This is a genomic window from Nonomuraea purpurea (genome assembly GCF_042650645.1).
Classification (GTDB): domain Bacteria; phylum Actinomycetota; class Actinomycetes; order Streptosporangiales; family Streptosporangiaceae; genus Nonomuraea; species Nonomuraea purpurea.
This window is the reverse complement of the sequence record NZ_JBHSBI010000019.1, coordinates 159,744-183,043: the sequence shown is the minus strand read 5'-3', so window position 1 is coordinate 183,043 and position 23,300 is coordinate 159,744. Positions and strand designations below refer to the sequence as shown.

Sequence of the window (23,300 nt, the reverse complement as noted above, 5' to 3'; positions counted from 1 at the left end):
GCGTTCTCGAGCGTGTTCGTGGTCAGCAACAGCCTGCGCCTGCGCACCTTCAAGTAGACGCGGGAAAGTGGCCGGAGGCGATCAACCGCCTTCGGCCGTTCTCGTATGTGAAGATCACGGCCTGGACGCGGTCGCGCGGGCCCCCTGCTCCGCGCCGAACCCCGCTCGGCGGCACGTCCCCCTCGAACTCCGGTCAGCCACACCCGCGATCCTCGTGGTGGGCGTAGGGACACGGCGGCGCACCTCATGATCAACTGGCTTTCCTCCGAAACGAAAGGAAACAACCAGTGGAGCAATACGACCGGCGGGGCGCGATCGGGACCGCGGCGGCGCTGTTCGCGGGCGGTGCCGCCATGGTGGCGGGTGCCGGGCCCGCCCAGGCCGAGTCCTCCGGCGAGCAGGCCAGGGAGTCGTTCCGGGTGGTGGATCGCCGGGGGTGGCAGCGGTTCCTGGCGAGCTCGACCAAGCCGCCGGCGATCATCGGCGGCAAGACGTACCCCGCCGACCAGCGCCAGGGGCCCGACGGCACGTACCTGATCTTCAACGACGAGGACGGCAACGAGAAGGGCGGCATCACCGCCGCGTCCACCGAGGCGAGCTTCTCGCTCGACTACGCCAACGGGCAGGCGATCACGATGGCCACCCGCTGGCAGGGCGCGAACGGAGCGACGCTGCTGGACATGCGGCAGATGCCCGATCCGGCGCTCCCGGTCGAACAGCTGCCCCCCATGCCGTCCCGGGTGCAACTCGGCTACAGCACGCCGGAAGGGGCCTTCCTCGTGCTCAGCGACTCACGCGGGCGCCCCAGGATCGTGCTGGAGATCGACGGCGACGACCGGCCGTCCATCAACGTGCTGGACGCCGCCGGCCAGGTGGTCAGCCGACTGCCCGACGCCCCGTCCTGACGGCTCCACCGACCACCGTCCATGAGAAGATCCCCTCTCGGTATGCGGCGATAAGGGGCGATGATGTACGTGATATCCCTGGGTGACGACGGCGCGGAGCTGCGCCCGCTCGAACCGTGGCGGGCCGAGGAGCTCCTGACCCACATGAATCGGGGGCGGGAGTTCATCGGCCGGCACATAGTCGTGCCGGACCTCGTCACGGACCTGGAGTCGAGCCGCGCGTTCCTGCAGTCGTACGCGGACAAGACCGCGTCCGACACCGGCAGGATCTACGGTATCTGGTCGGACGGCGAACTGGTCGGCAGCGTGCTCTTCCGGACGATGGATCTCAGTCACGGCGTCGCCGAGGTGGGTTGCTGGCTGGAGTCGTCGGCGGTGGGCAAGGGCCTGGTGAGCAGGGCCGCGCGCGTGATCATCGATTGGGCCTTCGAGGAGCGCGGCATCCATCGCGTGGAGTGGGTCGCCAAGACGGAGAACACGGCCAGCATCGCCGTGGCCCGGCGGCTCGGGATGTCGAGGGACGGCGTGCTGCGCGAGAGTTACCTCTACCGGGGCAAGCGGCACGACCTGGAGGTCTGGTCGGTGCTGGCGCCGGAGTGGCGGGCGGCCCGGCAGGCGCCGTAACGGGGGATTTGAGGTGGGTTAGGAGGAAATGCCTGGTACTCCCTAATCTGGTCGCGGAAGGGAGGACAGGTGGGGCTCCGGGAGATCGAGATCTTTCTGACGCTGGCCGAGGAGCTGCACTTCGGCCGCGCCGCGGAGCGGATGTACCTGTCCCAGTCGCGCGTCAGCCAGACCATCCGCGCCATGGAGACGCGCGTCGGCGGCCGGCTGTTCGAGCGCACCTCCCGCAGCGTGCGGCTGACGCCGCTGGGCGAGCGGCTGCGCGACGGGCTGCGTCCCGGCTTCGAGCAGATCCACCTGGCCCTGGCCGAGGCCAGGGAGATCGCCTCGGGGATCACCGGCGTGCTGCGGGTCAGCCTGCTCAACTTCGCCGCAGGCGGCCCGGCGTTCTCGGAGATCGTACGGGCGTTCACGACAGCCCATCCGGGCTGCGAGGTCGACGTGTACGAGGCGTTCCCCGGCGAGGCGCTGGGCCGGTTGCGCCGCGCCGAGCTGGACGTCGTCGCCCACTGGCTGCCGATGCGCCAGCCGGACCTGGTCGTCGGCCCCGTCCTGATACGCGATGAGCGCGCGCTGGTGGTGCCGAAGGGCCACCCGCTGGCCGAACGCGGCCACGCCACCGTGGAGGACCTCGCCGACCATCACGTGATCGACGCCGAGGGCATGGTGCCGGCCGAGACGCTGGAGGCGCTCTATCCGCCCTCGACGCCCACCGGCCGCCGCATCGTCCGCCGCTACCGGGAGGGCCGGATGATCGAGATGTTGTCGCTGGTGGCCCGCGGCGAGATCGTCCACCCGACGGTCGTCTCGCTCGCCGACTACTACGCTCATCCGGGGGTGTCGGTGATCCCGCTGCGCGGACTGCCGCCGCTGGAGAGCGCGCTGGTCTGGGCGGCCGAGCGGGAGACGGCGGCCGTACGCGCGTTCGCCGCGTTCGCCAGGCGGCTCAGCGGGGTTTCCAGCGCCTGGCCGGCCACCGGTTCGCCGAGCTGAAGAACGAGCCAGATCCGGGTCCGGTCCCGCAACAGCTCCGGGTCGGCCAGCGGGTCGCCGTCCACCACGACCAGGTCGGCGAGCTTGCCCGGCTCGACGGTGCCCAGCCGTTCGTCCAGCCCGAGGGCGCGGGCCGCGGTCGCCGTCGCCGCGACCAGCGTCTCGGCGGGGCTCATCCCGTGCCTGACCATGCGCACGACTTCGACGGCGGCCTCGGAGAACGGCGTCCAGTCGTGGCCGAGCGCGATCGGCACCCCGGCCGAGCGGGCCGCCGCCAGCGTCTTTTCCGCCTCGTCCAGGTTGTGCCTGTTGAGATCCACCAGGGCGGGCGTCCACCCGGAGTCCTCGGCGCCGATGCCCGCCACGCCGTAGTAGCACGACAGCGTCGGCACCAGGATCTGCCCGGCCGCGGCCATCATGTCCAGCAGGTCGGGGCGCTGGTTGAGGTACATGCCGTGCTCCACGGTGCGCACGCCGTGCCGGAGGGCCAGCTCCGTGCCGGCCAGCCCTTCGGCGTGCGCCGCGACCGGGTAGCCGAGCCGGTGCGCCTCCTCGACCAGCGCGGCCATCTCCTCGGCGGTGAGCTGCGCGGGATGCGGGTCCTCCAGCTCGACAGTGCGTGCCCCGGTGGACATGACCTTGATGAAGTCGGCGCCGCGCCGAATCTGCTCGCGCACGGCCTTGCGCACCTCGTCGGGGCCGTCCGCCTCCCGGTACATCCCGTCGAAGTAGCGGCCGCCGGGTGCGGTGGCCGACACGATCCGGCCGCAGGTCAGCAGCCGGGGCCCGCGAAAGGCGCCGTATCGCATCGCCTGCCGCGCCGAGAACACCGCATCGCCGTAGGAGCCGACGTCCCGCAGCGTCGTGAACCCCATCCGCAACGTCTCCCGCAACTGCCCGGCCAGGAAGTGCGCGGTCGTGTCCGGCCACAGCGGCTCGGCCCCCTCCTCGCGCGCGGGCGGCGTGGTGTACACGTGCGCGTGGGCGTCGATCAACCCCGGCAGGACGGTGCGGCCCGCCGCGTCGACGACGTCCGCGCCCTCGGGCACGCCGTCCCCGGCCCGCCCGACGAACTCGATCACTCCGTCCTCGATGAGGATGCCCGAGCCGGGCCGGAGCGGGCCGCCGGTTCCGTCGAACAGTCGGGCGTTCGTCAGCCAAAGGCGGCCGGGGCGGGAAGGGGGATCTGAATGTCTCATGCTCTCATCGTTCGTGCTCGCCCGCGCGGGAACAACGGCGGACCGCTCACCCCATCGATGAGCCGAACTCATCGCCGGCATCAGGACCGGGCAGCTCTCGACGCCCTGAGCCGAACTGTCCGGGTCAGCGGCCTTCGCCGGGGGAAAGGGCCGCTGGCTAGGCTGGTGGACATGATCGACCCGACCGCCGCCTTCAGGACGCTGCCGCCCCACGACGACGGGGAGTGGGAGCCCGTCACGACCGGCGAGTCCGGGGCCGCTGTCTTCCGCTCCGGCGACGGCTCCCGATACGCCAAGTGCGTCCCCGCCGGCCATGTGGCCGCGTTGGAGGCGGAGCGGGATCGGGCGGAGTGGCTCAGCACGCAGGGCGTCCCCGGCCCGAGGGTGCTCGACTGGCGGGCGGGCGACGCCGGCGCCTGCCTGGTGACCAGCGCGGTCGAAGGCGTCCCCGCCGATCGGGTGTCGGCCGCTGAGCTGGAGGCGGCGTGGGAGCCGCTCGCGGACGCCGTCCGCCGGCTGCATGATCTGCCCGCGCGGCAGTGCCCGTTCACGCGTGATCTCGCCCAGATGTTCGCCCTGGCGCGTGACGTCGTCGCGCGGGGTGCGGTCAACCCGGACTTCCTCCCGGAAGAGCAGCAGGGCACGCCCGCCGACGAGCTGCTCGCGCGCCTGGTTCCGCAGGTCGGGCAGCGCCTGGCGCAGGAGGCCGCTCAGACGGTCGTCTGCCACGGGGACCTGTGCCTGCCGAACATCATCCTCGACCCCGAGACCCTGACCGTGGCGGGCTTCATCGATCTGGGCCGTCTCGGCCGCGCCGACCCCTATGCCGACCTCGCGCTTCTGCTCGCCAACTCCCGGGAGACGTGGGCCGGCGAGCGTCAGGCGAGCCGGGCGGATGAGACGTTCGCCAAGCGGTACGGGATCGTCCTCGACCGTGACCGTGAGCGGTTCTACCTCCACCTCGACCCCCTCACGTGGGGTTAGCCCGGTCGGCCGTCACTCAGAAGGGGTCCGGCGAAAACCGGCGTAAGGGTGCTGGATATCCTGAATCCCCTGTACGGCGATCATCACCCCCGCCTTCGACCCGCTGGACAGCCACAAGAGGCGGTCACGATCCTTCGCTGAGCGTCGAAAACGTTTCCCGCCCAGCGTCGGCCGCACAGGACCTGAACGCCGACACGGGGGACGAACAGTGACGTTGCTGGAGATGATGGCCGTCTTCGCGGCCGGTGTCAGCGCGGGCGCGGTCAACACGGCGGTGGGCTCGGGAACCCTCATCACCTTCCCGGTCCTGCTCGCCGTCGGCCTGCCGCCCGTCACCGCCGTGGTCTCCAACGCGCTCGGCCTCATCCCGGGTTCCATCAGCGGCGTTGTCGGCTACCGGCGAGAGCTGCGCGGCATGCGCCGGCTGATCATGAAGCTGAGCCTCGCGTGCGCGTTCGGCGGCCTCGGGGGCGCCGTGCTCCTGCTGACGCTGCCGGAGTCGGCGTTCGACGGAATCGTGCCCATTCTGGTGGGATTTGCCCTCGTCCTGGTTATTCTGCAACCGCGCCTCAGCAAGAGACTGCGCGAGCGCCACCACGAGGGGACGGCCCGCCGCGACGGAGGGATCCTGCTCTTCGGTGGTCTCATGCTCGCCAGCGTCTACGGCGGCTACTTCGCCGCCGCCCAGGGGATCATCTACGTGTCCATGATGGGCATCCTCCTGAACGAGACGCTGCAGCGCCTGAACGCGCTCAAGAACGTGCTCGCCGCCGTGGTGAACGCCGTCGCCGCCGCAGTCTTCCTGTTCGTCGCGGACTACAACTGGACGGCCGTCGCGCTCATCGCGGTCGGCTCGGCACTCGGCGGTTACGCCGGGGCCTCGGTCGGCCGCCGTTTCAGTCCCACCGTGTTGCGCCTGCTCATCGTGGCGGTCGGCAGCGTCGCCATCGTGCACCTGCTGGTCAACTGAGCCCGCGCCGGTGACCGGACGGAAACACCTGGCATGAAGAGGTCAAGGTCTGACTCCGGAGAAATCGCGGCGTACATTGCCGGGTATGCGGACGAATGGCCGTACTCGCGGCGATACGTACCGTAATCGGGGGTTGGAAATGCCGGACGACCGCATGAGCACGATCACGACCCTGCCGACACCGGACTTCACCTTCGACGCCGACGCGCCCGGTGCGTGCGTCGCCGGCGTGCGGCCGTATCGCATGGGCGCCTACCGGCTGGACTCGGAGCAGGAATCCGGCAAGTTCGTCGTCCACAACTACGGTCACGGAGGCGCCGGCATCACGCTGAGCTGGGGCTGCGCGGACAAGGTGAAGCAGATCGTGCAGACGTTCCTCGCCACGTCGCCCGAGACGGAGGTGGCGGTGCTCGGCGCCGGCGTCATGGGGATGACCGCCGCCACGCGCCTGCTCGAACTCGGCCTCAACGTCACGATCTTCTCCGACCGCGACCCGATCGACACCACCTCGTTCCGGGCGGGCGGCCAGTGGGCTGTCTCCATCATCGAGACCGCCGGCAAGGAGGATGAGCTCAAGGGCATCATCAAGACCGCCTACAACACCTTCAAGGACGGCATCGGCAAGGGCTGGGGCGTCTTCGAGCGGCCCAACTTCAGCATCAAGGAGACGCCCGGCCTCGAACTGGTGCTGGAACTCGTGCCCGGGTTGCTGCCGCCTCGCCAGGATGTGAACCCCATGCCGTTCCAGGGACACAACATGCCCGGGTTCGAGTACCAAACCCTGCTCGTCGAACCGCCGACGTTCATCAGGCGGCTGAAGGCCGATCTGGACACGAAGCAGGTCCCGTTCGTCAACCGGCGCTTCACCAGCAAGGCGGACGTGCTCGGCTCGCTGACGCAGAAGATCATCATCAATTGCACCGGGCTCGGCGCGATGGACCTGTGGAACGACTCCGACGTGATCCCGGTCAAGGGGCAGCTCGCGATGCTGAATCCGCAGCTGAACCTGCAGTACCTGTACGGCAGGAACGGCCAGATCTTCCCGCGCACCGATCACGTCGTCATCGGCGGCACCGTTGAGAAGAACGTGAACAACGAGACCCCCTCCAAGGCCAAGTGCAAGCAGCTCGTGCACGACATCGCCGCGGCGTTCGGCGTGGTGGTGCCCGCGGCGCCCGTGAAGCTGCCGAAATGGCACATCGACCATCCGGGCAACGAGCGGCTGGTCGATCCGCGACTGTCCATTCGGTAGGTCCCGCGTCCGGCGAGCATGCAATGGGGGAGTGGCCGTGGCCTTCACCGTCGCCGACTACATACTCGAGCGGCTGACCCAGTTGCAGGTCGACACGCTGTTCGGCGTGCCGGCGGCGTTCTGCGCGGACCTGTTCGACGCGGTCGGCGCGCACGGTGTCACAGCGGTCGTCACCGCGAGCGACCTGGAAGCGGGATACGCGGCGGACGGGTACGCGCGGGCGAAGGGGCTCGGCGCGGTGGCGGTCGCCAACGGCGTCGGCATGCTCAGCATGATCAACGCGATCGGGGGCGCCTTCGTCGAACGCAGCCCGGTCGTCGTCATCAACGGCGGCCCGAGCGCGGTCAACCTCGCGAACCTGAAGGACAACGACGTCCTGTTCTCGCACTCGACGGGGCAGCCCGACACGGATCTGACCGCCTACCGGCTCGTCACCGCGAACGCCGCCCGCGCGGACACGGCCGCCGCCGTGCCGGGCGTGGTCGACACCGCGATCACGACCGCCGTCACGCGCAAGCGGCCGGTGTACGTCGAGATCAACAGGGACATCTGGACGGCGCCCTGCCCGGCGCCGTCCGGCCCGCTGCCGCTGGCCATCCCGCCGGCCGGCACCGAGCAGCAGCTCGCGGCCACGATCGCCGGGCTGATCAGGGCCGCCTCCAGGCCGCTCGTCCTCATCGGCACCGAAATCCAGCGTTACGGGCTCGCCGACAAGCTCGCCCAGCTCATCACCGGGCTCGGCGTGCGCTGGTCGGTCGCGCTGCAGGCGAAGTCGGTGCTGCCCGAAGGGGGGAACGGCTGGTCCGGGGTGTTCGCCCCGCCGAACTCCTCGCCCGCCACCACCAACGCCGTCATGCGGGCGGACCTGCTCGTGATGCTGGGCGTGGTCTTCCCGAGCAGCTACGCGAGCCTGGTGAGCGGCGGCGTCAACCGCATCGTCACCGCCTACGACGGCAAGGTCCGGATCAGGGGCGGCGCCAAGCAGGACGCGGAGATCGGCGCCCTCGTGACCGCGCTGGCCGCCGAGGCGGTGAAGGCGCCGCCGAAACCGGCGCCCGCCGCCGTGGATCCGCCGGCTCCCGCGCCGGCCGCGGGACCGCTGACCTACCGGCAGGTGTTCGAACGCGTCGGCGTCGCGCTGGACGAGTCGTGGCTGGTGGTCCCCGACACCTTCCTCGGCATCCCGTCGGCCGCGAACCTGCCGGTGAAGGGCCGCGACGGGTTCATGTGCGCGTCGGTGTGGGCCTCGATCGGGCATTCGGTGGCCGCCGCGGTCGGGGCGTCGTTCGGGACGAGCCGGCGGCCGTTGGTCATCTGCGGTGACGGCGGTTTCCACATGACCGCTCAGGCGTTGTCGACGATGGTGCGTTACGGGCGCGACCCGGTCGTCATCGTGATCGACAACGGCATCTACGCCTTCGAGCAGTTCCTCATCGACGCGGCGTACTTCTCCAACCCGAGTGCGCAACCGAAGCCGTACGTGGTGCTCAACGGCTGGGACTTCGTCATGTTCGCGGGCGCGCTCGGGGTCTCGAACGCGACGTCGGTCACCACGGCGGCGGCTCTGGACCAGGCGCTCGCCGCGGCGAAGTCGAGCTCCGCGGCGGCGCTGATCGTGGCGAAGGTCAACCCCCACGATCTGCCGGCCGAACTGGGCTGATCTGGCTTATAAATCTACAATGTAAAGGCGTGGGGCCTGTAGCGTAGTCTCCCCGCCATGTCGAAAATCTTGATCACCGGGATGTCGGGCACCGGCAAATCCACCGCTGTAGAGGTTCTGGGCGCGCGCGGGCATCGGACCGTCGACACCGACGCCGACGAGTGGAGCCATTGGGTGACCTCGACGGACGGCGAGGCGGACTGGGTGTGGCGCGAGGAGGCCATGGACGAACTGCTCGCCGGTCACCGGGAGGGTCATCTGTTCGTGGCCGGGTGCAAGTCCAACCAGGGTCGGTTCTATGCGCGCTTCGACCATGTCGTGCTGCTCAGCGCGCCCGCCGAGATCATGCTGGCGCGGATCGCGGCGCGGACCAACAATCCTTTCGGTAAGCGGCCGGAGGAGCGTGCGGCTGTTTTGCGTGATCTGGCCGAGGTCGAGCCGTTGCTTCGGGCCACGTCCTCTGTGGTGATCGACGCGTCGGCGTCGGTTGAGGTGGTTGTTCGGCAGCTTGAGGAGGTCGCTTCTGCCCGGAAATAGGTGTTGAACCTGCGTGCGATCCCATCATGAGTGTGGGCTATCATCGCTATATGGCGATTGATTCTGAAGGTGGCCGGTGCGTCAGTGCGGACATCGCCGCCGGGGTGTCACCGGCGGCGGCGCTGTTCCACTCGCTGGCCGATGAGACCCGGCTGCGCATCGTGCAGCGCCTGGCCCGTGGCGAGGCCCGGGTGGTGGATCTGACCGACCAGCTCGGCCTGGCCCAGTCCACGGTTTCCAAGCATCTGGCGTGCCTGCGCGACTGCGGCCTGGTCGACTACCGGGCCGAGGGACGGCAGTCGTTCTACAGTCTGACCCGGCCGGAGTTGATGGACCTGCTGGCCTCGGCCGAGCATCTGCTGGCCGCCACCGGGCACGAGGTGGTGCTGTGTCCCGTTCATGGAACCCAGGCGCCGTGATCGTCCGTTCGGCCCTTTGGGAGGAGTCATGATGCCTGCCCGCGTTCGCGCCGCCTACCGTGCCGAGATGCGTGCCGCCCGTGCCGCGAAGGATCCTGATGCGCGCTGGCGGCATCTGGAGCGGGCGCACATCCTGTCGCAGCCCTGGGCGTGGCCGCACACGGCCAACCATGTCGCGATGTTCGCCCTGGCCGTCGCGCAGCGGGACCGGCGTGAGGCGTTCGGCCAGGTCGTCCGGATCATCGTGGCCGCTCCCGGCAGCGCGCTGGGCCGCTATCCGGAGGGCAACACGGGGCGCGCCGGGGTGGGCCTCACCCAGCCCATGCCGATGCCCGCCGACCTGGCCGCGGTGCTGCGGGCGGCCTGACAGCCGGCGGCGGCCGGAGTCAGGCACCACCTCCCTGCTCAGCCCCTGATGGTGACGCTGCCGGTCGGCGACCTGCCAGTGCGGGAACGCGTCCTTTATGGTGCCTTCTGCGTCGGTGGCGGAGCCCAGCAGCCGGTGGGCCCCGGTTCCGGAAGCGATCAGTGGCGGTGTTGTCCACGCGGACCACACCTTATGAGGCGGCTACGCGAGCACCTTCTCGGCGGCCAGTCGGTGCTTGCGCTTGGGTATGCCGTAGGTGGGGTGCGAGGTGGCCCACAGCGCCATCTTGAGGATGCCCGCCTTGATGTGGGCGCCCTTGCGGCCGCCCTTGTACTTCGGTTGTGCTCGGCCTTCGTCGTCGATCGTCTGCAGGATCCCGTCCCGCCGTCCGAGGCTGATGTGGTTGTAGGTGTAGACCAGCTTGGTGTTCGCGATCGTGCGCCCGGTCAGTCGTCCCACGATCGCCTCGATGGCCTGCCGGCCGGTGTAGCCGGCCGACGCGCAGGACATCGGCAGCGGCCGGCCGTTGCCGCCGATGGCGTGGACGCTGTCGCCGATGGCGTACACGTTCGGGTGTGAGACCGACCGCATGGTGCGCTCGACGATGATCTGACCGTTCCCGGCGACCTCCAGCCCGCCGGCGGCGGCGATGGGGTTGACCGCGAACCCGGCCGTCCACACGGTCGCGTCGGACGCCAGGGTGGTGCCGTCGGCGCACAGCACCCGCGTCGCTTCGACGGCTTCGACGTTGGTGTGCTCCAGGACGGTGACGCCCAGCCGGTCGCAGGCCCGGCGCAGGTGGCCGCGGGCTCCAGCGGAGAGCCGGGCGCCCAGTTCGCCGCGGGCGATGAGCGTCACCGACAGGCCGGGGCGGGATTCGGCGATCTCGGTGGCGGTCTCGATGCCGGTCAGCCCGTCGCCGACGACCACCACGCTCCCGCCCTCGCCCCACCTGTCCAGGCGCTCGCGCAGGCGCAGCGCCGAGGGCCGGGCGGCGACGTCGAAGGCGTGCTCGGCCACGCCGGGGACGCCTTCGACGTCCCCGTGGCTGCCGAGCGCGTAGACAAGCGTGTCGTAGCCGAGTTCGCCGTCGGCCACGGCGACGACCTGGCGCTTGGGGTCGACGGCGGTGACACGGGCCAGGCGCAGCCGTATCCCCGTGTCCGCGAAGACGTCGGCGAGCTTCGGAGCCTCGATGTCCTGGCCGGCCGCGAGTTGGTGCAGCCGCATTCGCTGGACGAAGTCCGGCATGGCGTTGACCACGGTGATCTCGGTGTCCTTCGGGGACAGCCGGCGGGCCAGGTTCCCGGCCGTGTAGGCCCCGGCATAGCCGGCGCCGAGGACGAGGATGCGGTGCTTCATGTGTTGCTCCTGTCGGTTCGCTTGCTCTCGGCGAGTTGGTTCGGCCCCGGGTCAGGGATTTTCTTGATCGAGGTTGCCGTGAGCCTGCGCCGAAAGGTCCTGCCGGTCGGCCCAGGTCTTGAGCCGGTCGGCGTAGACCTGCTGGAGCATCGGGTAGAAGCCCTGGCCGAAGAGCACCCGCAGGGGCGGGTTGCCGGAGTCGACGATCTTGAGGAGGGTCTGGGCCGCGGCGGCGGGGTCGCCGGCGGGCTGCTTTCCCGCGAACGCGGCGATGCGCCGGCGGAGGCCGTCGTAGATCGGATTGGGCTCGGCCAGGTGGCCGTTGTTGAGGGGATCGGGGTTGTTGCCGGACCGGGTGGCGAAGCCGCCGGGCTCGATGACGGTCACCTTGATGCCGAGGTCGGCGACCTCTTGGGCGAGGGATTCGTTGAGGGCTTCCAGGGCCCACTTGGAGGCGCTGTAGGCGCCGCTGAGCGGCATGGCCATGAGCCCGGCCGCCGAGGACAGCTGGATGATGTGCCCCGAGCGCTGCTCGCGCAGGTAGGGCAGCGCGGCCTGGATCACCCACACCGCGCCGAACAGGTTGGTCTCCAGCTGGTCGCGCAGTTCCTGCTCGGTCAGTTCCTCGATCGCGCCGACCTGGGCGTAGCCGGCGTTGTTCACGATGACGTCGAGACGGCCGAAGTGCTCGGCGGCTCGCTTCACGCTCTCGAAGACGGCGGCCTTGCCGGTCACGTCCAGCTTCAGCGGAAGCATCGCCTCGCCGTAGGCGGCGAGGAGCTCGTCAAGGCTTGCGGTGGTCCGGGCGGTGGCGGCCACCTTGTCGCCGCGTGACAGGGCGGCCTCGACGAAGTTGCGGCCCAGGCCGCGAGACGAGCCGGTGACGAACCAGACCTTGCTCATGATGTCTTTCCGTTCTTTCTGCGGTGGCGGTTGCGCGGTGGTCACCACGCAACGGGGCCAAGGTGATCGCTGGGGGAGTGGCGTTTCGCGCGGCGTCCTGACGACCATGCGGCGTCGGCGCCCCGGACTTTGTGACAGGGCGGTCATGTGAGGTGTGTCACCGATCACGGGTGTCACACAACGGCAGCCGCCGACGCCTTGTGCATAGAGCAGGAATTGCGAGGAGCCAGCTATGAACGAGCGCGGGGATGCGACGACGGGCACAGCCGAGCCGATGGCTGGTGGCGGGACGGACCCGGAAACCGAGGCGTTCCTCGCCCACCGCAACCTGCTGTTCACCGTCGCCTACGAGATGCTCGGCTCGGCGGCCGACGCCGAGGACGTCCTGCAGGAAACCTGGCTGCGGTGGGTCAAGGTCGACGTGGGGCAGGTGCGCGACCAGCGCGCCTACCTGGTGCGGATCACGGCCCGGCGCTCACTGGACCGGCTGCGCACCATGAAGCGCCGCAAGGAGGTGTATGTCGGTCCCTGGCTGCCCGAGCCGCTGCTCACCGCGCCGGACGTGGCCGAGGACGTCGAGCTCGCCGAGAGTGTGTCGATGGCGCTCATGCTCGTCCTGGAGACGCTCTCACCGACGGAGCGTGCCGTCTTCGTGCTGCGCGAGGTCTTCGACGTCGGCTACGAGGAGATCGCGGCCGCCGTCGGCAAGACCCCGGCGGCCGTCCGGCAGATCGCGCACCGGGCCCGCAGGCACGTCGATGCCCGCCGGCCTCGCGAGGTGGTCTCCCCAGGCCAGGCCCGGGCCGCTCTGGAGTCGTTCCAGCGCGCGTTGGAAACCAGGGACCTGCAGGGCCTGCTGGACGTGCTCGCCCCGCAGGTCGTCCTGGTGAGCGACGGCGGCGGCGTCAAGCAGGCCGTGCCGCGGCCGGTCACCGGCGCCGCCAAGGTGGCCCGCATGATCGTCAGCGGCCTCGGCAAGGCCCGGCTCGCGCTCACCACCGAGCCCACCGTGATCAACGGCAGCCCGGCGCTCGTCCTCCGCGTGGACGGCGAGATCGACGGCGTCATAGCGGTCCGGGTCGAGGACGCCCGCATCACCGGCCTCTACTACGTCCGCAACCCGCAGAAACTGACCCGCATCGCATCCGCGACCTCGCTCACCCTGCGATGAACACCGGCGACAATCCGGGCAGCGCCGTCGGCATCGACCGGGGCGTGGCCAAGGTCGCAACCCGTTCGGACGGACGTTTCCACCACCAGGTGTTCGCCCGGGACCGGGAAGTCGAGCATGTCAGGAAGCTCCAGCGGGACGTGGCCAGGACGACGAAGGGATCAGCCCGGCGCAAGAAAGCCGTCGCACGGGTTGCCCATCTGACGCGGAAGATCCGCAGACGCCGGGAGGACTTCGCCGCCAAGACCGCCCACGCCCACCGGCTTCGAGCTGATCGTGTTCGAGGCGCCGGCGACACCACCGTCAGCGTCGTCACCACCATCGACAATCCCACCTTGCTCCAGTGGATCCGCACCGAAGCGCTCGCCAGGAACTGAGCCTGGGACATGGCTCGACGACCAGATGCGGCGCGTCACCACGACCCCGGTCGGGGCCGGCGGTCTGGGTGTCAGGGTCGCGTGGTCGGTACCCAGTAGCGGCGCTTCTTGGCGGTGACGTCGATCAGCCGGCCGCCGTTGGTCTCGATGACGCGCCGTGAGGCGGCGTTGGTCCTGTCGCACATCACCAGGGCCTCGGAGATGCCCAGGGCGCGGGCGATGGGCAGGGCCGCGGCGAGCATGGCCGTCGCGTGCCCCCGGCGGCGGGCGCTGGGCCGCACGTCGTAGCCGATGTGCCCGCCGAGCTCCTCCAGAGCGGGGGTGAGCTGGTGCCGGATGGCCAGGCGGCCCAGGAATCGTTCGCCGTCGGCCCACCACAGCGTGGTCATCGGCACGTAGCCGCTTTGGACGCCGCTCTGGGTCCGCTCGCCGAGCACGCGGGTGACGTACGCCGCGAACGCTTGCGGGTCGGTCAGGGCCGGCGGGTCGACGTCGTCGACGAACCAGGAGGCCGGGTAGTCGCGGTTGGCGCGGAACTCCGCCATCGCCGTCAGGAACGACGCCCGCACCCGTACGGTCGGATCGATGAACTCTGGCATGCCGATCATGATGCCAATGGACACTGTCGAGGGCTGCCGTCTGCTCACGCCGACCGATCGCCATCGCTTTCGTGGCTTTGCCGGTGATCGTAGGATCGTCTCGTGGATCTGGACGACACCGCCGCCCGGCTCGGGGTACCCGTCGAGGACGTCGAGCGCGTGCACCGGCTCGCCGGCGACCGGCCGTCGGCTCCGCTGCCTGCCAAGGCCGACGCGCCCGCGATCCTTGACCGGCTCGCGGTGCGGCCGGACGACGCCGCCGAGATCATGGCGGGCTGGCCCGACCCCGGCTCTCCCCTGTGGACTGCGGAGCTGCGCTGGCTGCTCGACCGCTCGATCGCGCTGGTCCGCGCCGATCTCGGGGGCCACGATTGGCTGTCGCCGGGTCCGGAGCTGCCGCGCGAACGGGGCCCCGCCTGGCGGCATCTGTACGTGTACGCGTACCTGGCCCTGGTCGACGTCGTCATGGGGTACCACCGCGAGCACGGCATCGACGATGCGGTGTCGTGGGTGACCCTCGCGGATCTGGGCCGCAACCTCATGATCGACCGGCGGATGCACCGTGAGGGCTGGCCGGTCATGCAGAGCTGGCTGACGCTGCACGCGCGCGGCGGCCTCTACGAGCTGGGCCGGCTGCAGCACCAACGCGGCGCCACCACCATCGAGCTGCACATCCCCGAGTCGGGGCCGATGACCCCGCAGGCGGTTGCGGCCTCGCTCGATGAGGCCCGCGCGTTCTTCCCGCGCCACTTTCCCGACGAGCGCTACACGGCGTTCTCCTGCGGCTCGTGGCTGCTCGACCCGCAACTCCTGGAGTACCTGCCCGAGGACTCCAACATCGTCCGGTTTCAGCGGAGGTTCGAGCTGGAGCCCTACGAGGAGCCGGAAGGGCTGGACGCCGACGTCGAGGTGCTGCGGTTCGTCTTCCGCACCCTGACCACGCCGCTCGACCGGCTGCCGCGCCGCACCGTGCTCCAGCGCGCGATCGTCGACCACCTGAGGGCCGGCCGCCACTGGCGCATCCGCCGCGGCTGCTTTGCTATCTAGCCGGACCGATGCATCCGCAGGTCTGCCTCAGATCGATGAGAGGGGCGCGCTGCCAGTCGTGCTGGGACAGGCCCGTGGCGCGCTCGGTCCGCAGGCCGGCCGCCCATTCGGGACGGAGAGCGTCCTGCCTGGTGCGGTGGTCGAGGGTGCGCGGCGGCCTACGAGCGGCTCATCTTTGGCGCGTTGAGGACCGGGCGTGCCCGCACACGGTAGCGATGGGTCGCCGCAGGGAACATATGGGCAGGTCAGCCCGGATTGAGGGGGCAGGCTGACGTGCTGGAATCGGGGGGTTCAGCGGCCATGACCAGAAAACGAACGGCAGTGCGCGGCATCGCACTGGCCACGACCTTGGCGGCGGGTGTGCTTGTGCTCACCGCCTGCGGCGATACGGCAGGACAGGACACGACCATGATGTCCGGGTCCGCGCCGACAGCGACGGTGACGACGGCGACGGCCCGGCCGGAGGCAGACTTCAACGAGGCCGACGTGATGTTCGCGCAGATGATGACCACGCACCACCAGGAGGCCATCGAGATGGCCGATGCGGCCCGGACGCGGGCGTCGAGCAAGGAGGTCAAGAAGCTGGCGGCGAAGATGAGTGCCACGCGGCAGGCGGAGGTTCAGACGATGAGGGGCTGGTTGTCGGCCTGGGGGGAGCCGCTGCCGGCGGCCGATGCGGCGCATGCCTCGGCGGGCGGCTCGTCCGACGGCGATGTGAAGAAGCTGCTGGCCGCCAAGGGCCCGGCCTTCGACAAGGAGTTCCTCACCTTGATGATCGCCCACCACAAGGAGGCGATGACCATGGCTCGGGCTGAGTTGGATCACGGGAAGAATCCGCAGGCCAAGGAGCTGGCCGAGAAGATGGAGAAGACGCAGGAGGCCGAGATGGAGCAGATGGAGAAACTGCTGTACAAGCTTCCCTGACGCAAACGCCTGCGCGGCGGCCCCGGCCCGGGGCCGCCGCGCCCGGTGGCGTTCTCAGGTGAGGGTGTAGCGGATCGGCAGGCGTTTGAGGCCGCCGACGAACGTGGTGGCGGTCCAGGCGGGCTCGCCGTCGAGTTCGACCTCGGCCAGCCGGGGCAGGAGTTCGGCGAACAGCGCGCGGATCTCCATCCTGGCCAGGGCGGCGCCCAGGCAGTAGTGCACGCCGGAGCCGAAGGCCAGGTGCCGGTTGGGGTCGCGTGCGACGTCGAAGCGGAACGGGTCGGCGAAGACCTGCTCGTCGCGGTTGGCGGACGGGTATGACAACAGCACCGATTCGCCCTTCCTGATGGGCGTGCCGCCCACGTGGGTGTCGGCGGAGGCGGTGCGCATGAACTCCTTGACGGGGCTGACCCACCGGATCATCTCTTCGGCGGCTGAGGGCAGCAGGCCGGGGTCGGCGCGCAGGCGCCGCAGTTGGTCCGGGTGGCGGATGAGCGCTTCCAGCCCGCCCGCGATGGTGGAGCTGGTGGTGTCGTGTCCGGCCGTGGCGATGAGGACGTAGTAGGAGGCGGCGACGTTGTCGTCCAGCGGCGCGCCGTCGAGGCGGGCGTTGGCGATCTGTGAGGCGAGGTCGCCGGTCGGGCGGGCCCGGCGCTCGGCGGTCAGGTCGCGGAAGTAGGCGAGGAAGTCCTCCAGCACGGAGGTGTGGTCCTGGGGGGTGCCGCCGCGGCCGGTCTCTGCGTCGTCTTGGCCGAACAGTTCCTGCGTCAGGCGCAGCATGCGGGGGAAGTCCGACTCGGGCAGGCCCAGCAGGGACAGGATGACGTACAGCGGGTAGTGCGCGGCGACCTGCCGGACGAAGTCGCACCTGCCGTCGTAGGCGGCCATCCTGTCGACGTGGCGCCTGGCGAGTTCGCCTGCCCGCGCCTGCAGGGCGCGCATGGCTTTGGGCCTGAACCAGTCGGCGCCGACGGCGCGCAGGGCGTGGTGCTCGGGATCGTCCATGTGCACGAGGGTCCTCAGCCCGGCGCTGCGGGCCCGGCGCGTTTCGAGCTCGGCGTCGAGTGCGGCGGCGCGCAGCACGGGACGCGGGGCGCTGAGCCACAGGGCGTGGTCGCGCTCGATCGCCAGCACGTCGGCGTGCCGGGTGATCGCCCAGAACGGGGTGTAGCCGGGGACGTCCACCCAGTGCACGGGGGATTGGCGGCGCAGCAGCGCCAGTGCCTCGTGGAGCCGCCTGTCGTCGGTGTAGGCGGCGGGCGTGGCGAGCAGGCGCCCGGCTTCGCTCACGGACATGACGGGAGCCTCCTGTCGCATCGGGTGCGGACCGGAAAGCGCCGCCCCTGCGGTCAGGAGGGGCATTCCCGCGGCGGGCCCCCGCCATGCGCCGCCCCGGTGAGCGGGCGGGCTCGATGTGTGGTCGTGGAGGCGGCGTGTGGTGAACTGGCGGGATGAACGAGCTGGGCAGGAGCGCCTTGCGGGTGACGTCCATGGGGATCGGGCTGGCCGCCCTCGGCCGGCCGGCCTACATCACGCTCGGCCGCGCGCAGGACCTGGGGGAGGACCGCAGTGTCGCGGCGATGCGGGCGCGCTGCTGGCAGGTGCTGGACGCGGCGCTGGCGGCGGGCATCGGCTACGTCGACGTCGCCCGCTCCTACGGCAGGGCGGAGGAGTTTTTGGCGGGCTGGCTGCGTGAGCGCGGCATCGCGCCGGGCACGCTGACCATCGGATCCAAATGGGGGTACGCCTACGTCGGCGATTGGCGCATGGACGCCGAGCGGCACGAGGTCAAGGAGCTGTCGGCCGGCCGGTTGCGGGGCCAGCTCGGCCAGACCCGGGCGTTGCTGGGCGAGCACCTGTCGCTTTACCAGATTCATTCGGCCACCGCCGACAGCGGTGTGTTCGATGATGAGGACGTGCTGGCCTGCCTGCGCGAGCTGCGCGCCGGCGGTGTGGCGATCGGCCTGTCCACGACCGGTCCCGGTCAGGCGGACACCATCGATCGCGCGCTCGAGGCCGATGTGTTCGACACGGTTCAGGCGACCTGGAATCTGCTGGAGCGCTCCGCGGGCCCGGCCCTGGCGCGGGCGCACGCGGCCGGCCTGGGCGTGATCGTCAAGGAGGGCGTGGCGAACGGCCGTCTCACCGCCGATGCCGCGCCGCGGGAGCTCGCCCGCGCCGCCCGCGAGCGCGCCGTCACCCCCGACGCGCTGGCGCTGGCCGCCGTTGTGGCCAGGCCGTGGGCGGGGGTGGTGCTGAGCGGGGCCGTCTCGGCGGCCCAGCTGCACAGCAACCTGGCCGCCGCCGGCATCACCTGGGACGCCGAGCTGGAGGAATGCCTGGCCGCGCTGGCCGAGGACCCCGAGACCTACTGGGCGAGGCGGGGCTGCCTGACGTGGGGCTGAGCGACCCGCGGTCCTGGGCATGCTCGGAATGCTAAGTGTTCGGAATGATCCGAACAAGTTAGAATCTTGGTGTGGCAGGCGTCGAGGAATTCGTCGAAAGCGCGGGGCTGTACTTCGAGCGGCTGGGGCTGAGCCGGACCGCCGGTCGCGTCATCGGCCTGCTGCTGGTCGACCCCGGCGACTCGGCCGACGCCCCGGCCCTGTGCGAGAGCCTGGGCGTCGCCAAGAGCAGCATGAGTGTCGCGCTGGGACAGCTCGAACGGGGCGGCCTCATCGAACGTTTCCGCCCGCCCCGGGGCCGGCGAGACCACTACCGCCTGGTCGAGGACGTCTTCGGGCGCGCGTTCCGGGCAAAGATGGCCGAGTTCACGGCATTCGCCCAGCTTGCCGAGCAGGGGCTGAGCGTCGTCGGCGACAACCCCAAAGGCCGGGCGCGGCTGGAGCTGATGCGCGACATGCACGCGTTCATGGGCCGCGAGTTCCCCAAACTCCTCGACGCGTGGGACCGCGAACCCCGCGAGCCGACCTGACCCGCCCCGATCAGTAGCCCGACGGGCGTACCAGGCCCGACTCGTAGGCGAAGACGGCCGCCTGGGTGCGGTCACGGAGCCCGAGCTTGACCAGGATCCTGCTCACGTGCGTCTTGACCGTCTGCTCGGCCACCACCAGGCACGCGGCGATCTCCGCGTTCGACAGCCCCTGCGCGATCAGCGACAGCACCTCGCTCTCCCGCTCGGTCAGGTCCCCCACGCGCTCCTTCAGCGGGGCGCGCGGCGCGCCGCTGACACGGGCGAACTCGGCGATGAGCCGCTTGGTGAGGTTCGGCGCCAGCAGGGCGTCCCCGGCCGCCACCACGCGCACCGCGTGGGCCAGTTCGGCCGCCGAGGCGTCCTTGAGCAGGAACCCGGACGCGCCCGCGCGCAGCGCCTCATACACGTAGTCGTCGAGGTCGAAGGTGGTCAGGACCAGGACTTTCACGGTGGTGTCCGGCCGGGCGGCGATGCGGCGGGTCGCCTCGATGCCGCCCAGTTCGGGCATCCGCACGTCCATGAGGACCACGTCGGGGTTCAGCTCTGCGGCCTGCGCGAGGGCGTCGAGGCCGTTGACGGCCTGGCCGACGACCTCGATGCCGGGCTCGGCGTTCAGCAGCACGGTGAACCCCTGACGGACCATCACCTGGTCGTCGGCGATGAGCACGCGGATGCTCCTCATGGTGTGGCCTGGATGCCTTTCTGCGAGTCGGCGGGCAGGAACACGCTCACTTCGTAACCGCCGTCCGGCGTCGGCCCCGCGACCAGGTCGCCGCCCAGCATCGCGGCCCGCTCACGCATCCCCAGCAGCCCGTGCCCGTCGCCGCGCGCCGGCGGCGGCGAGGCGGCGGGCGCGTCGTTGACGACCCGGATGGTCAGGGCGCCGGGCCGGTAGGACAGCCGCAGGCGCACCGGCGCGCCGGGCGCGTGCCGCATGGCGTTGCTGAGCGCCTCCTGCACGATCCTGAACGCCGACAGCTCCACCCCGGGCGAGAGCGGGCGCCGCCGGCCGGCGATCTCGGCGGTGAGCGCGACGCCCGCGCCGCGCACGTTCGCCAGCAGCTCCTCCAGCCGCTCCAGCGTGGGCTGCGGGGCGTCGGCGGGGGTGTCCTGCGCGCGCAGCAGGCCCAGCACGCGGCGCAGCTCGCTCAGCGCCTGGACGGCGTTGTCGCGGATGCCCGCCAGGTTCTCCTTCAGCTCCTGCGACGGGTTGTCCACCAGGTGCGGCGCGACCTGCGCCTGAATGGAGATGACGGACATGTGGTGGGCGACCACGTCGTGCAGCTCGCGGGCGATCCTGTTGCGTTCCTCCAGCAGCGTGCGGCGGGCCCGTTCCTCGGCGGTCAGCTCCTGCTGGGCCTCCAGCCGGGTGCGGGTCGTCCTGAGCGCACGCACAGCGGCCCCGGCCGCGACCGCGATCGCGTAGACGACCATGGCGATCAGCGGGAAGCCGCCCCTGCTGCCGTCGGGCAGGAACACCATGCACAGCCCCGCCGTCAGCACGGTGATCGCCAGCGCCTCGGCCGCGGCGCGGGGGCGCACCCGCAGGGCCAGCAGGAACAGCACGCCGCCCTGCAGGGCCAGGCCGGACCCCGTCCAGGGGAAGGCCACCGCCTCGACCCCCGGGTAGGGGGGCAGCCGGCCGGGGGCCGCCTCGGACACCATCCAGGGGAAGAGCGGGACCAGCGAGTTGTGGGTCATCCCCGTGCGCGCGCCGGCGACCACGACGGCGAGCGAGGCCCACCAGGCGGGCAGCGGACGCAGCCGCGCGAGCACGAGCACCGCCCCGTGCGCCATGGCGATCAGCGGCACCGTCGGATCGACGCCTTGCCCGGAGGGGAACAGGCCCATGGCCGTCGCGTACACGACGACCACGGCATGCGCGAGCCACGAGCGCCGGTGGCGGGGGAGCGGGTCGGCGCGCAGCGTGCCGAAGAGCCCGCGCGGCCCGTCCCCGTTGGTCATGATGTTCCACCCTAACCATGACCTGCGGTCGGTTTCGTGCCCGGACGCCCCCGCTGGCGGGCGCCGAAGGCCGCGCAGCACGCCACCAGCGCCGCCGCGAACACCGGCAGCCACGCCGCCCGCGCCGCCACCCAGCCAGGACCGTCGGGGACGGTGTGCAGGCCGGGCAGCCTCCCGCCGCCGAGCAGCCCGATGGCGGTGACGGCGATCATCGCGCTCTGGTGCCACAGGAAGATCGTCAGCGCGGACAGGTTCACCAGTGCCACCGCGGCCCAGGCCGCCGGGCGGCGCAGCAGCCGCCGCAGCGGGCCGGCCAGCAGCAGCGCCGCGCCGCTCTGGGCCAGCCCCCAGGCGACGGCGGCCAGGGAGGGCGGGTCGAGGTTCGACAGCGGCGCCCCCGGCACCCCCACCATGGCGGCGGGGTAGCCGCCCCAGGTGACGAGCGCGGCGGCGGCGGCCGCGCCGCCGAGCAGCAGCGCCCACCCGCTCGCGCGCCCGCGCAGCCCGCCACGGGCCCAGGCCGCCCCCAGGCAGTAGGGCACCAGCCACCCGGCCGCCACGTTGACCCACCCGGCCTGCGGCCCCCCGCAGAACCGCATCAGGTCGGCGCACACCACGACGGCCAGCGGCCAGCCCGGATGCAGCCGCGCCACCAGCGGCGTCGCCGCGCTCAGCGCCACCAGCACCAGCAGGAACCACATCGGCGACCACACCAGCTTGACCAGCGCCCGCACGGTCTGCGTCCCGGCCCCGCCGGCGAGCATCGCGATCGCGGCCACGGCCCACACCGCGGCCACGGCCGCCACAGGCCGCGCCAGCCGGGCCGTGCGCGCCGCGAGCCAGCGCCCATAGGAGAGGCCCTCGGCCCGGGCGCGCAGGTGGCTGCGCGTCGCGACAGCCCCGCCCACCAGGAAGAAGAGCGCGAGGGTCTGCAGCAGCCAGGAGGCCGGGGCGAGCTGCGGCATGAACGTCAGCGGGCTGGTGACGCGCACCGCGCCGCTGTCGGTGACCAGCGCGGTCACCAGCCAGTGCCCGGCGACCACCCCGGCGATGGCCAGAGCGCGCAGGGCGTCCAGGGCGCGGTCGCGCTCTGGCGGCGTTCGCGCCTCGATCCGGGCGGCGAGCTCACGCATCGTCGCCGGCCCGCCCGCAGACGATCCGCGCGATGCTCGCCAGCGCCGTGGACCCGGCCGCCAGGTAGTCGCTGTGCCCGCCGCCGCCCGCCGCGAAGATCCGGGCGCCGAAGGCGGGCGAGAGCGGGTCGGCGCCCAGCCCCACCGTGGCGAACGGCAGCTCGATCAGGGCGTGCGGCAGGCCGCCGACCCAGTCCCCCGACGTGCGCCCGGCCCACACCCTGGCCCGGGTACGCAGCTGGGCGGCCTGGCTCACGCCCGCGCCGGGGCTGCCGAACAGCACGATGTCGGCCACGTCCAGGCCCGGCGCGGCCAGGCCGCACACCACCGAGCCGTAGGAGTGGCACAGCAGCGAGATCCGGGCGCCGGGCCTGGCCGCGCGTAACTCCCGGACGAAGGCCCGCAGGGCGGGCGCGGCCCTGCGGGCGCCGGACGGGGTCAGCGCCTGGAGGCTCACACTGGCGGGTGTGGCGTACCCGAGCCAGGCGATCACCGCCGAGCGCTCGTCGAGCGCGGCCCGCAGCCTCAGCGAGCCGCCGCGCAGCAGCCCGTACTTGTCCAGGTTGATGTCGGCGCCGGGGACCAGCACGGCGATGCGCTCGGCGCGGGACAGCTCGCCGAACACCTCCACCGTGCGTCCGCCGTCACGGCCGTCGAAGGACAGGAAAGAGCGGGCGGGATCGGCCATCTCGCGCAGGCGCGCGGCCCGCCACCGGTGGCCGTGCCGGGCCGCCGTCTGCCCGGCCGCGCCGATCTGCGCGCGGCTTGCCGCGTACCGTGCGGCGAGCACGGCCGGCGTCGCGGCGGCCAGGGGCGGGACGGGGGCGGGGATGGGCGCGGGCACCGCCCCGGGCCGGGCCGCGCCCGTCACCGGCCCCGCCACCGAGGCGGCCAGGAGCGCGGCGAACAGGGTGCGGCGGGAGCGGGTCGCCATGGGGGGTCGGTGTCCTTTCGAGGCCGGAGATCGTCCGGCC

Annotated in this window: 24 protein-coding genes and 1 pseudogene; 16 read left to right on the top strand and 9 right to left on the bottom strand. The window is 71.4% G+C overall.

Annotated features, from left to right (window positions below; all coding sequences use genetic code 11):
• The first annotated feature begins 287 nt into the window (after positions 1–287).
• From ACFOY2_RS33385 to ACFOY2_RS33375, 3 genes are all read left to right on the top strand, one after another.
• On the top strand, positions 288–905 hold the full coding sequence (locus tag ACFOY2_RS33385; RefSeq protein WP_379532087.1) for a hypothetical protein: 618 nt from the start codon (positions 288–290) through the stop codon (positions 903–905).
• A gap of 63 nt (positions 906–968) precedes the next feature.
• Complete coding sequence (locus ACFOY2_RS33380; RefSeq protein ID WP_379532096.1) at positions 969–1,529, top strand: GNAT family N-acetyltransferase; 561 nt, start codon at positions 969–971, stop codon at positions 1,527–1,529.
• A 69-nt stretch (positions 1,530–1,598) separates the two neighbouring features.
• On the top strand, positions 1,599–2,522 hold the full coding sequence (locus ACFOY2_RS33375) for a LysR family transcriptional regulator (protein ID WP_379532086.1): 924 nt from the start codon (positions 1,599–1,601) through the stop codon (positions 2,520–2,522).
• 38 nt (positions 2,523–2,560) lie between these two features.
• Here ACFOY2_RS33375 and ACFOY2_RS33370 read toward each other — a convergent pair.
• Positions 2,561–3,721, bottom strand: a pseudogene (locus tag ACFOY2_RS33370) (amidohydrolase family protein); the annotation flags it as partial.
• A gap of 171 nt (positions 3,722–3,892) precedes the next feature.
• Here ACFOY2_RS33370 and ACFOY2_RS33365 point away from each other — a divergent pair.
• The 7 genes from ACFOY2_RS33365 (at position 3,893) to ACFOY2_RS33335 (ending at position 9,910) form a co-directional block, all read left to right on the top strand.
• Entirely contained in the window at positions 3,893–4,705 is an 813-nt protein-coding gene (locus ACFOY2_RS33365) for an APH(3'') family aminoglycoside O-phosphotransferase (RefSeq protein WP_379532085.1), read from the top strand.
• Positions 4,706–4,913: 208 nt separating this feature from the next.
• Complete coding sequence (locus tag ACFOY2_RS33360) at positions 4,914–5,675, top strand: sulfite exporter TauE/SafE family protein (protein WP_449290152.1); 762 nt, start codon at positions 4,914–4,916, stop codon at positions 5,673–5,675.
• 154 nt (positions 5,676–5,829) lie between these two features.
• Entirely contained in the window at positions 5,830–6,927 is a 1,098-nt protein-coding gene (locus tag ACFOY2_RS33355; protein WP_379532084.1) for an FAD-dependent oxidoreductase, read from the top strand.
• 37 nt (positions 6,928–6,964) lie between these two features.
• A complete protein-coding gene (locus tag ACFOY2_RS33350; RefSeq protein WP_379532083.1) occupies positions 6,965–8,587 on the top strand; it encodes a thiamine pyrophosphate-binding protein in 1,623 nt (540 codons plus the stop codon).
• A gap of 57 nt (positions 8,588–8,644) precedes the next feature.
• Positions 8,645–9,124 carry an AAA family ATPase gene (locus ACFOY2_RS33345; RefSeq protein WP_379532082.1) on the top strand — a complete coding sequence of 160 codons (480 nt, stop codon included), beginning with the start codon at positions 8,645–8,647 and terminating at the stop codon, positions 9,122–9,124.
• Between the two features lie 50 nt (positions 9,125–9,174).
• Positions 9,175–9,543 carry an ArsR/SmtB family transcription factor gene (locus ACFOY2_RS33340; protein WP_379532081.1) on the top strand — a complete coding sequence of 123 codons (369 nt, stop codon included), beginning with the start codon at positions 9,175–9,177 and terminating at the stop codon, positions 9,541–9,543.
• Positions 9,544–9,571: 28 nt separating this feature from the next.
• A complete protein-coding gene (locus ACFOY2_RS33335) occupies positions 9,572–9,910 on the top strand; it encodes a DUF3703 domain-containing protein (RefSeq protein ID WP_379532080.1) in 339 nt (112 codons plus the stop codon).
• A gap of 201 nt (positions 9,911–10,111) precedes the next feature.
• Here ACFOY2_RS33335 and ACFOY2_RS33330 read toward each other — a convergent pair whose 3' ends face one another.
• Together ACFOY2_RS33330 and ACFOY2_RS33325 are read right to left on the bottom strand one after the other, a co-directional pair.
• Positions 10,112–11,272 carry an NAD(P)/FAD-dependent oxidoreductase gene (locus tag ACFOY2_RS33330; RefSeq protein ID WP_379532079.1) on the bottom strand — a complete coding sequence of 387 codons (1,161 nt, stop codon included), beginning with the start codon at positions 11,270–11,272 and terminating at the stop codon, positions 10,112–10,114.
• 51 nt (positions 11,273–11,323) lie between these two features.
• Positions 11,324–12,175 carry an SDR family NAD(P)-dependent oxidoreductase gene (locus ACFOY2_RS33325; protein ID WP_379532078.1) on the bottom strand — a complete coding sequence of 284 codons (852 nt, stop codon included), beginning with the start codon at positions 12,173–12,175 and terminating at the stop codon, positions 11,324–11,326.
• A gap of 232 nt (positions 12,176–12,407) precedes the next feature.
• Here ACFOY2_RS33325 and ACFOY2_RS33320 point away from each other — a divergent pair, with 232 nt between their 5' ends.
• The gene (locus ACFOY2_RS33320; protein ID WP_379532077.1) at positions 12,408–13,346 is read left to right on the top strand and encodes an RNA polymerase sigma-70 factor; all 939 of its coding nucleotides are present in this window, start codon (positions 12,408–12,410) and stop codon (positions 13,344–13,346) included.
• Positions 13,343–13,723 carry a transposase gene (locus ACFOY2_RS33315; RefSeq protein WP_379532076.1) on the top strand — a complete coding sequence of 127 codons (381 nt, stop codon included), beginning with the start codon at positions 13,343–13,345 and terminating at the stop codon, positions 13,721–13,723. Before ACFOY2_RS33320 ends, ACFOY2_RS33315 begins: the two co-directional genes overlap by 4 nt.
• A 71-nt stretch (positions 13,724–13,794) precedes the next feature.
• Here ACFOY2_RS33315 and ACFOY2_RS33310 read toward each other — a convergent pair whose 3' ends face one another.
• Positions 13,795–14,322, bottom strand: a complete 528-nt coding sequence (locus tag ACFOY2_RS33310; RefSeq protein ID WP_379532075.1) for a GNAT family N-acetyltransferase — start codon at positions 14,320–14,322, stop codon at positions 13,795–13,797.
• Between the two features lie 102 nt (positions 14,323–14,424).
• Between ACFOY2_RS33310 and ACFOY2_RS33305 the strand changes: the two genes are divergently transcribed.
• Together ACFOY2_RS33305 and ACFOY2_RS33300 are read left to right on the top strand one after the other, a co-directional pair.
• Entirely contained in the window at positions 14,425–15,369 is a 945-nt protein-coding gene (locus tag ACFOY2_RS33305) for an acyltransferase domain-containing protein (protein WP_379532074.1), read from the top strand.
• A 300-nt stretch (positions 15,370–15,669) separates the two neighbouring features.
• Positions 15,670–16,293, top strand: coding sequence for a DUF305 domain-containing protein (locus ACFOY2_RS33300; protein ID WP_379532073.1), 624 nt, complete (start codon positions 15,670–15,672; stop codon positions 16,291–16,293).
• A 54-nt stretch (positions 16,294–16,347) separates the two neighbouring features.
• Here ACFOY2_RS33300 and ACFOY2_RS33295 read toward each other — a convergent pair whose 3' ends face one another.
• Positions 16,348–17,589 carry a cytochrome P450 gene (locus ACFOY2_RS33295; RefSeq protein WP_379532072.1) on the bottom strand — a complete coding sequence of 414 codons (1,242 nt, stop codon included), beginning with the start codon at positions 17,587–17,589 and terminating at the stop codon, positions 16,348–16,350.
• A 155-nt stretch (positions 17,590–17,744) separates the two neighbouring features.
• Here ACFOY2_RS33295 and ACFOY2_RS33290 point away from each other — a divergent pair, with 155 nt between their 5' ends.
• Both ACFOY2_RS33290 and ACFOY2_RS33285 read left to right on the top strand, forming a co-directional pair.
• Positions 17,745–18,698 (top strand): aldo/keto reductase, encoded by a 954-nt coding sequence (locus tag ACFOY2_RS33290; RefSeq protein ID WP_379532071.1) that lies wholly within the window; start codon positions 17,745–17,747, stop codon positions 18,696–18,698.
• Positions 18,699–18,769: 71 nt separating this feature from the next.
• Positions 18,770–19,228, top strand: coding sequence for a GbsR/MarR family transcriptional regulator (locus tag ACFOY2_RS33285; protein WP_379532070.1), 459 nt, complete (start codon positions 18,770–18,772; stop codon positions 19,226–19,228).
• Between the two features lie 10 nt (positions 19,229–19,238).
• Here the strand turns inward: ACFOY2_RS33285 and ACFOY2_RS33280 are convergent, their stop codons facing one another.
• From ACFOY2_RS33280 to ACFOY2_RS33265, 4 genes are read right to left on the bottom strand one after another with little or no spacing between them, the layout of a single operon-like run.
• Positions 19,239–19,910 (bottom strand): response regulator, encoded by a 672-nt coding sequence (locus tag ACFOY2_RS33280; RefSeq protein WP_379532069.1) that lies wholly within the window; start codon positions 19,908–19,910, stop codon positions 19,239–19,241.
• Positions 19,907–21,193: a sensor histidine kinase gene (locus ACFOY2_RS33275; RefSeq protein WP_379532068.1), complete on the bottom strand. Its 1,287-nt coding sequence runs from the start codon at positions 21,191–21,193 to the stop codon at positions 19,907–19,909. Before ACFOY2_RS33275 ends, ACFOY2_RS33280 begins: the two co-directional genes overlap by 4 nt.
• Before the next feature lie 11 nt (positions 21,194–21,204).
• On the bottom strand, positions 21,205–22,326 hold the full coding sequence (locus tag ACFOY2_RS33270) for an acyltransferase family protein (protein WP_379532067.1): 1,122 nt from the start codon (positions 22,324–22,326) through the stop codon (positions 21,205–21,207).
• Positions 22,319–23,260 carry an alpha/beta hydrolase gene (locus ACFOY2_RS33265; protein WP_379532066.1) on the bottom strand — a complete coding sequence of 314 codons (942 nt, stop codon included), beginning with the start codon at positions 23,258–23,260 and terminating at the stop codon, positions 22,319–22,321. Before ACFOY2_RS33265 ends, ACFOY2_RS33270 begins: the two co-directional genes overlap by 8 nt.
• Positions 23,261–23,300 lie beyond the last annotated feature (40 nt).

Coding starts and splice junctions, on each gene's coding strand:
- ACFOY2_RS33380 (WP_379532096.1), top strand. CDS start 969: ATGTACGTGATATCCCTGGGTGACGACGGCGCGGAGCTGCGCCCGCTC.
- ACFOY2_RS33365 (WP_379532085.1), top strand. CDS start 3,893: ATGATCGACCCGACCGCCGCCTTCAGGACGCTGCCGCCCCACGACGAC.
- ACFOY2_RS33355 (WP_379532084.1), top strand. CDS start 5,830: ATGAGCACGATCACGACCCTGCCGACACCGGACTTCACCTTCGACGCC.
- ACFOY2_RS33345 (WP_379532082.1), top strand. CDS start 8,645: ATGTCGAAAATCTTGATCACCGGGATGTCGGGCACCGGCAAATCCACC.
- ACFOY2_RS33340 (WP_379532081.1), top strand. CDS start 9,175: ATGGCGATTGATTCTGAAGGTGGCCGGTGCGTCAGTGCGGACATCGCC.
- ACFOY2_RS33335 (WP_379532080.1), top strand. CDS start 9,572: ATGATGCCTGCCCGCGTTCGCGCCGCCTACCGTGCCGAGATGCGTGCC.
- ACFOY2_RS33330 (WP_379532079.1), bottom strand. CDS start 11,272: ATGAAGCACCGCATCCTCGTCCTCGGCGCCGGCTATGCCGGGGCCTAC.
- ACFOY2_RS33325 (WP_379532078.1), bottom strand. CDS start 12,175: ATGAGCAAGGTCTGGTTCGTCACCGGCTCGTCTCGCGGCCTGGGCCGC.
- ACFOY2_RS33320 (WP_379532077.1), top strand. CDS start 12,408: ATGAACGAGCGCGGGGATGCGACGACGGGCACAGCCGAGCCGATGGCT.
- ACFOY2_RS33315 (WP_379532076.1), top strand. CDS start 13,343: ATGAACACCGGCGACAATCCGGGCAGCGCCGTCGGCATCGACCGGGGC.
- ACFOY2_RS33310 (WP_379532075.1), bottom strand. CDS start 14,322: ATGCCAGAGTTCATCGATCCGACCGTACGGGTGCGGGCGTCGTTCCTG.
- ACFOY2_RS33300 (WP_379532073.1), top strand. CDS start 15,670: ATGACCAGAAAACGAACGGCAGTGCGCGGCATCGCACTGGCCACGACC.
- ACFOY2_RS33295 (WP_379532072.1), bottom strand. CDS start 17,589: ATGTCCGTGAGCGAAGCCGGGCGCCTGCTCGCCACGCCCGCCGCCTAC.
- ACFOY2_RS33290 (WP_379532071.1), top strand. CDS start 17,745: ATGAACGAGCTGGGCAGGAGCGCCTTGCGGGTGACGTCCATGGGGATC.
- ACFOY2_RS33280 (WP_379532069.1), bottom strand. CDS start 19,910: ATGAGGAGCATCCGCGTGCTCATCGCCGACGACCAGGTGATGGTCCGT.
- ACFOY2_RS33275 (WP_379532068.1), bottom strand. CDS start 21,193: ATGACCAACGGGGACGGGCCGCGCGGGCTCTTCGGCACGCTGCGCGCC.
- ACFOY2_RS33270 (WP_379532067.1), bottom strand. CDS start 22,326: ATGCGTGAGCTCGCCGCCCGGATCGAGGCGCGAACGCCGCCAGAGCGC.
- ACFOY2_RS33265 (WP_379532066.1), bottom strand. CDS start 23,260: ATGGCGACCCGCTCCCGCCGCACCCTGTTCGCCGCGCTCCTGGCCGCC.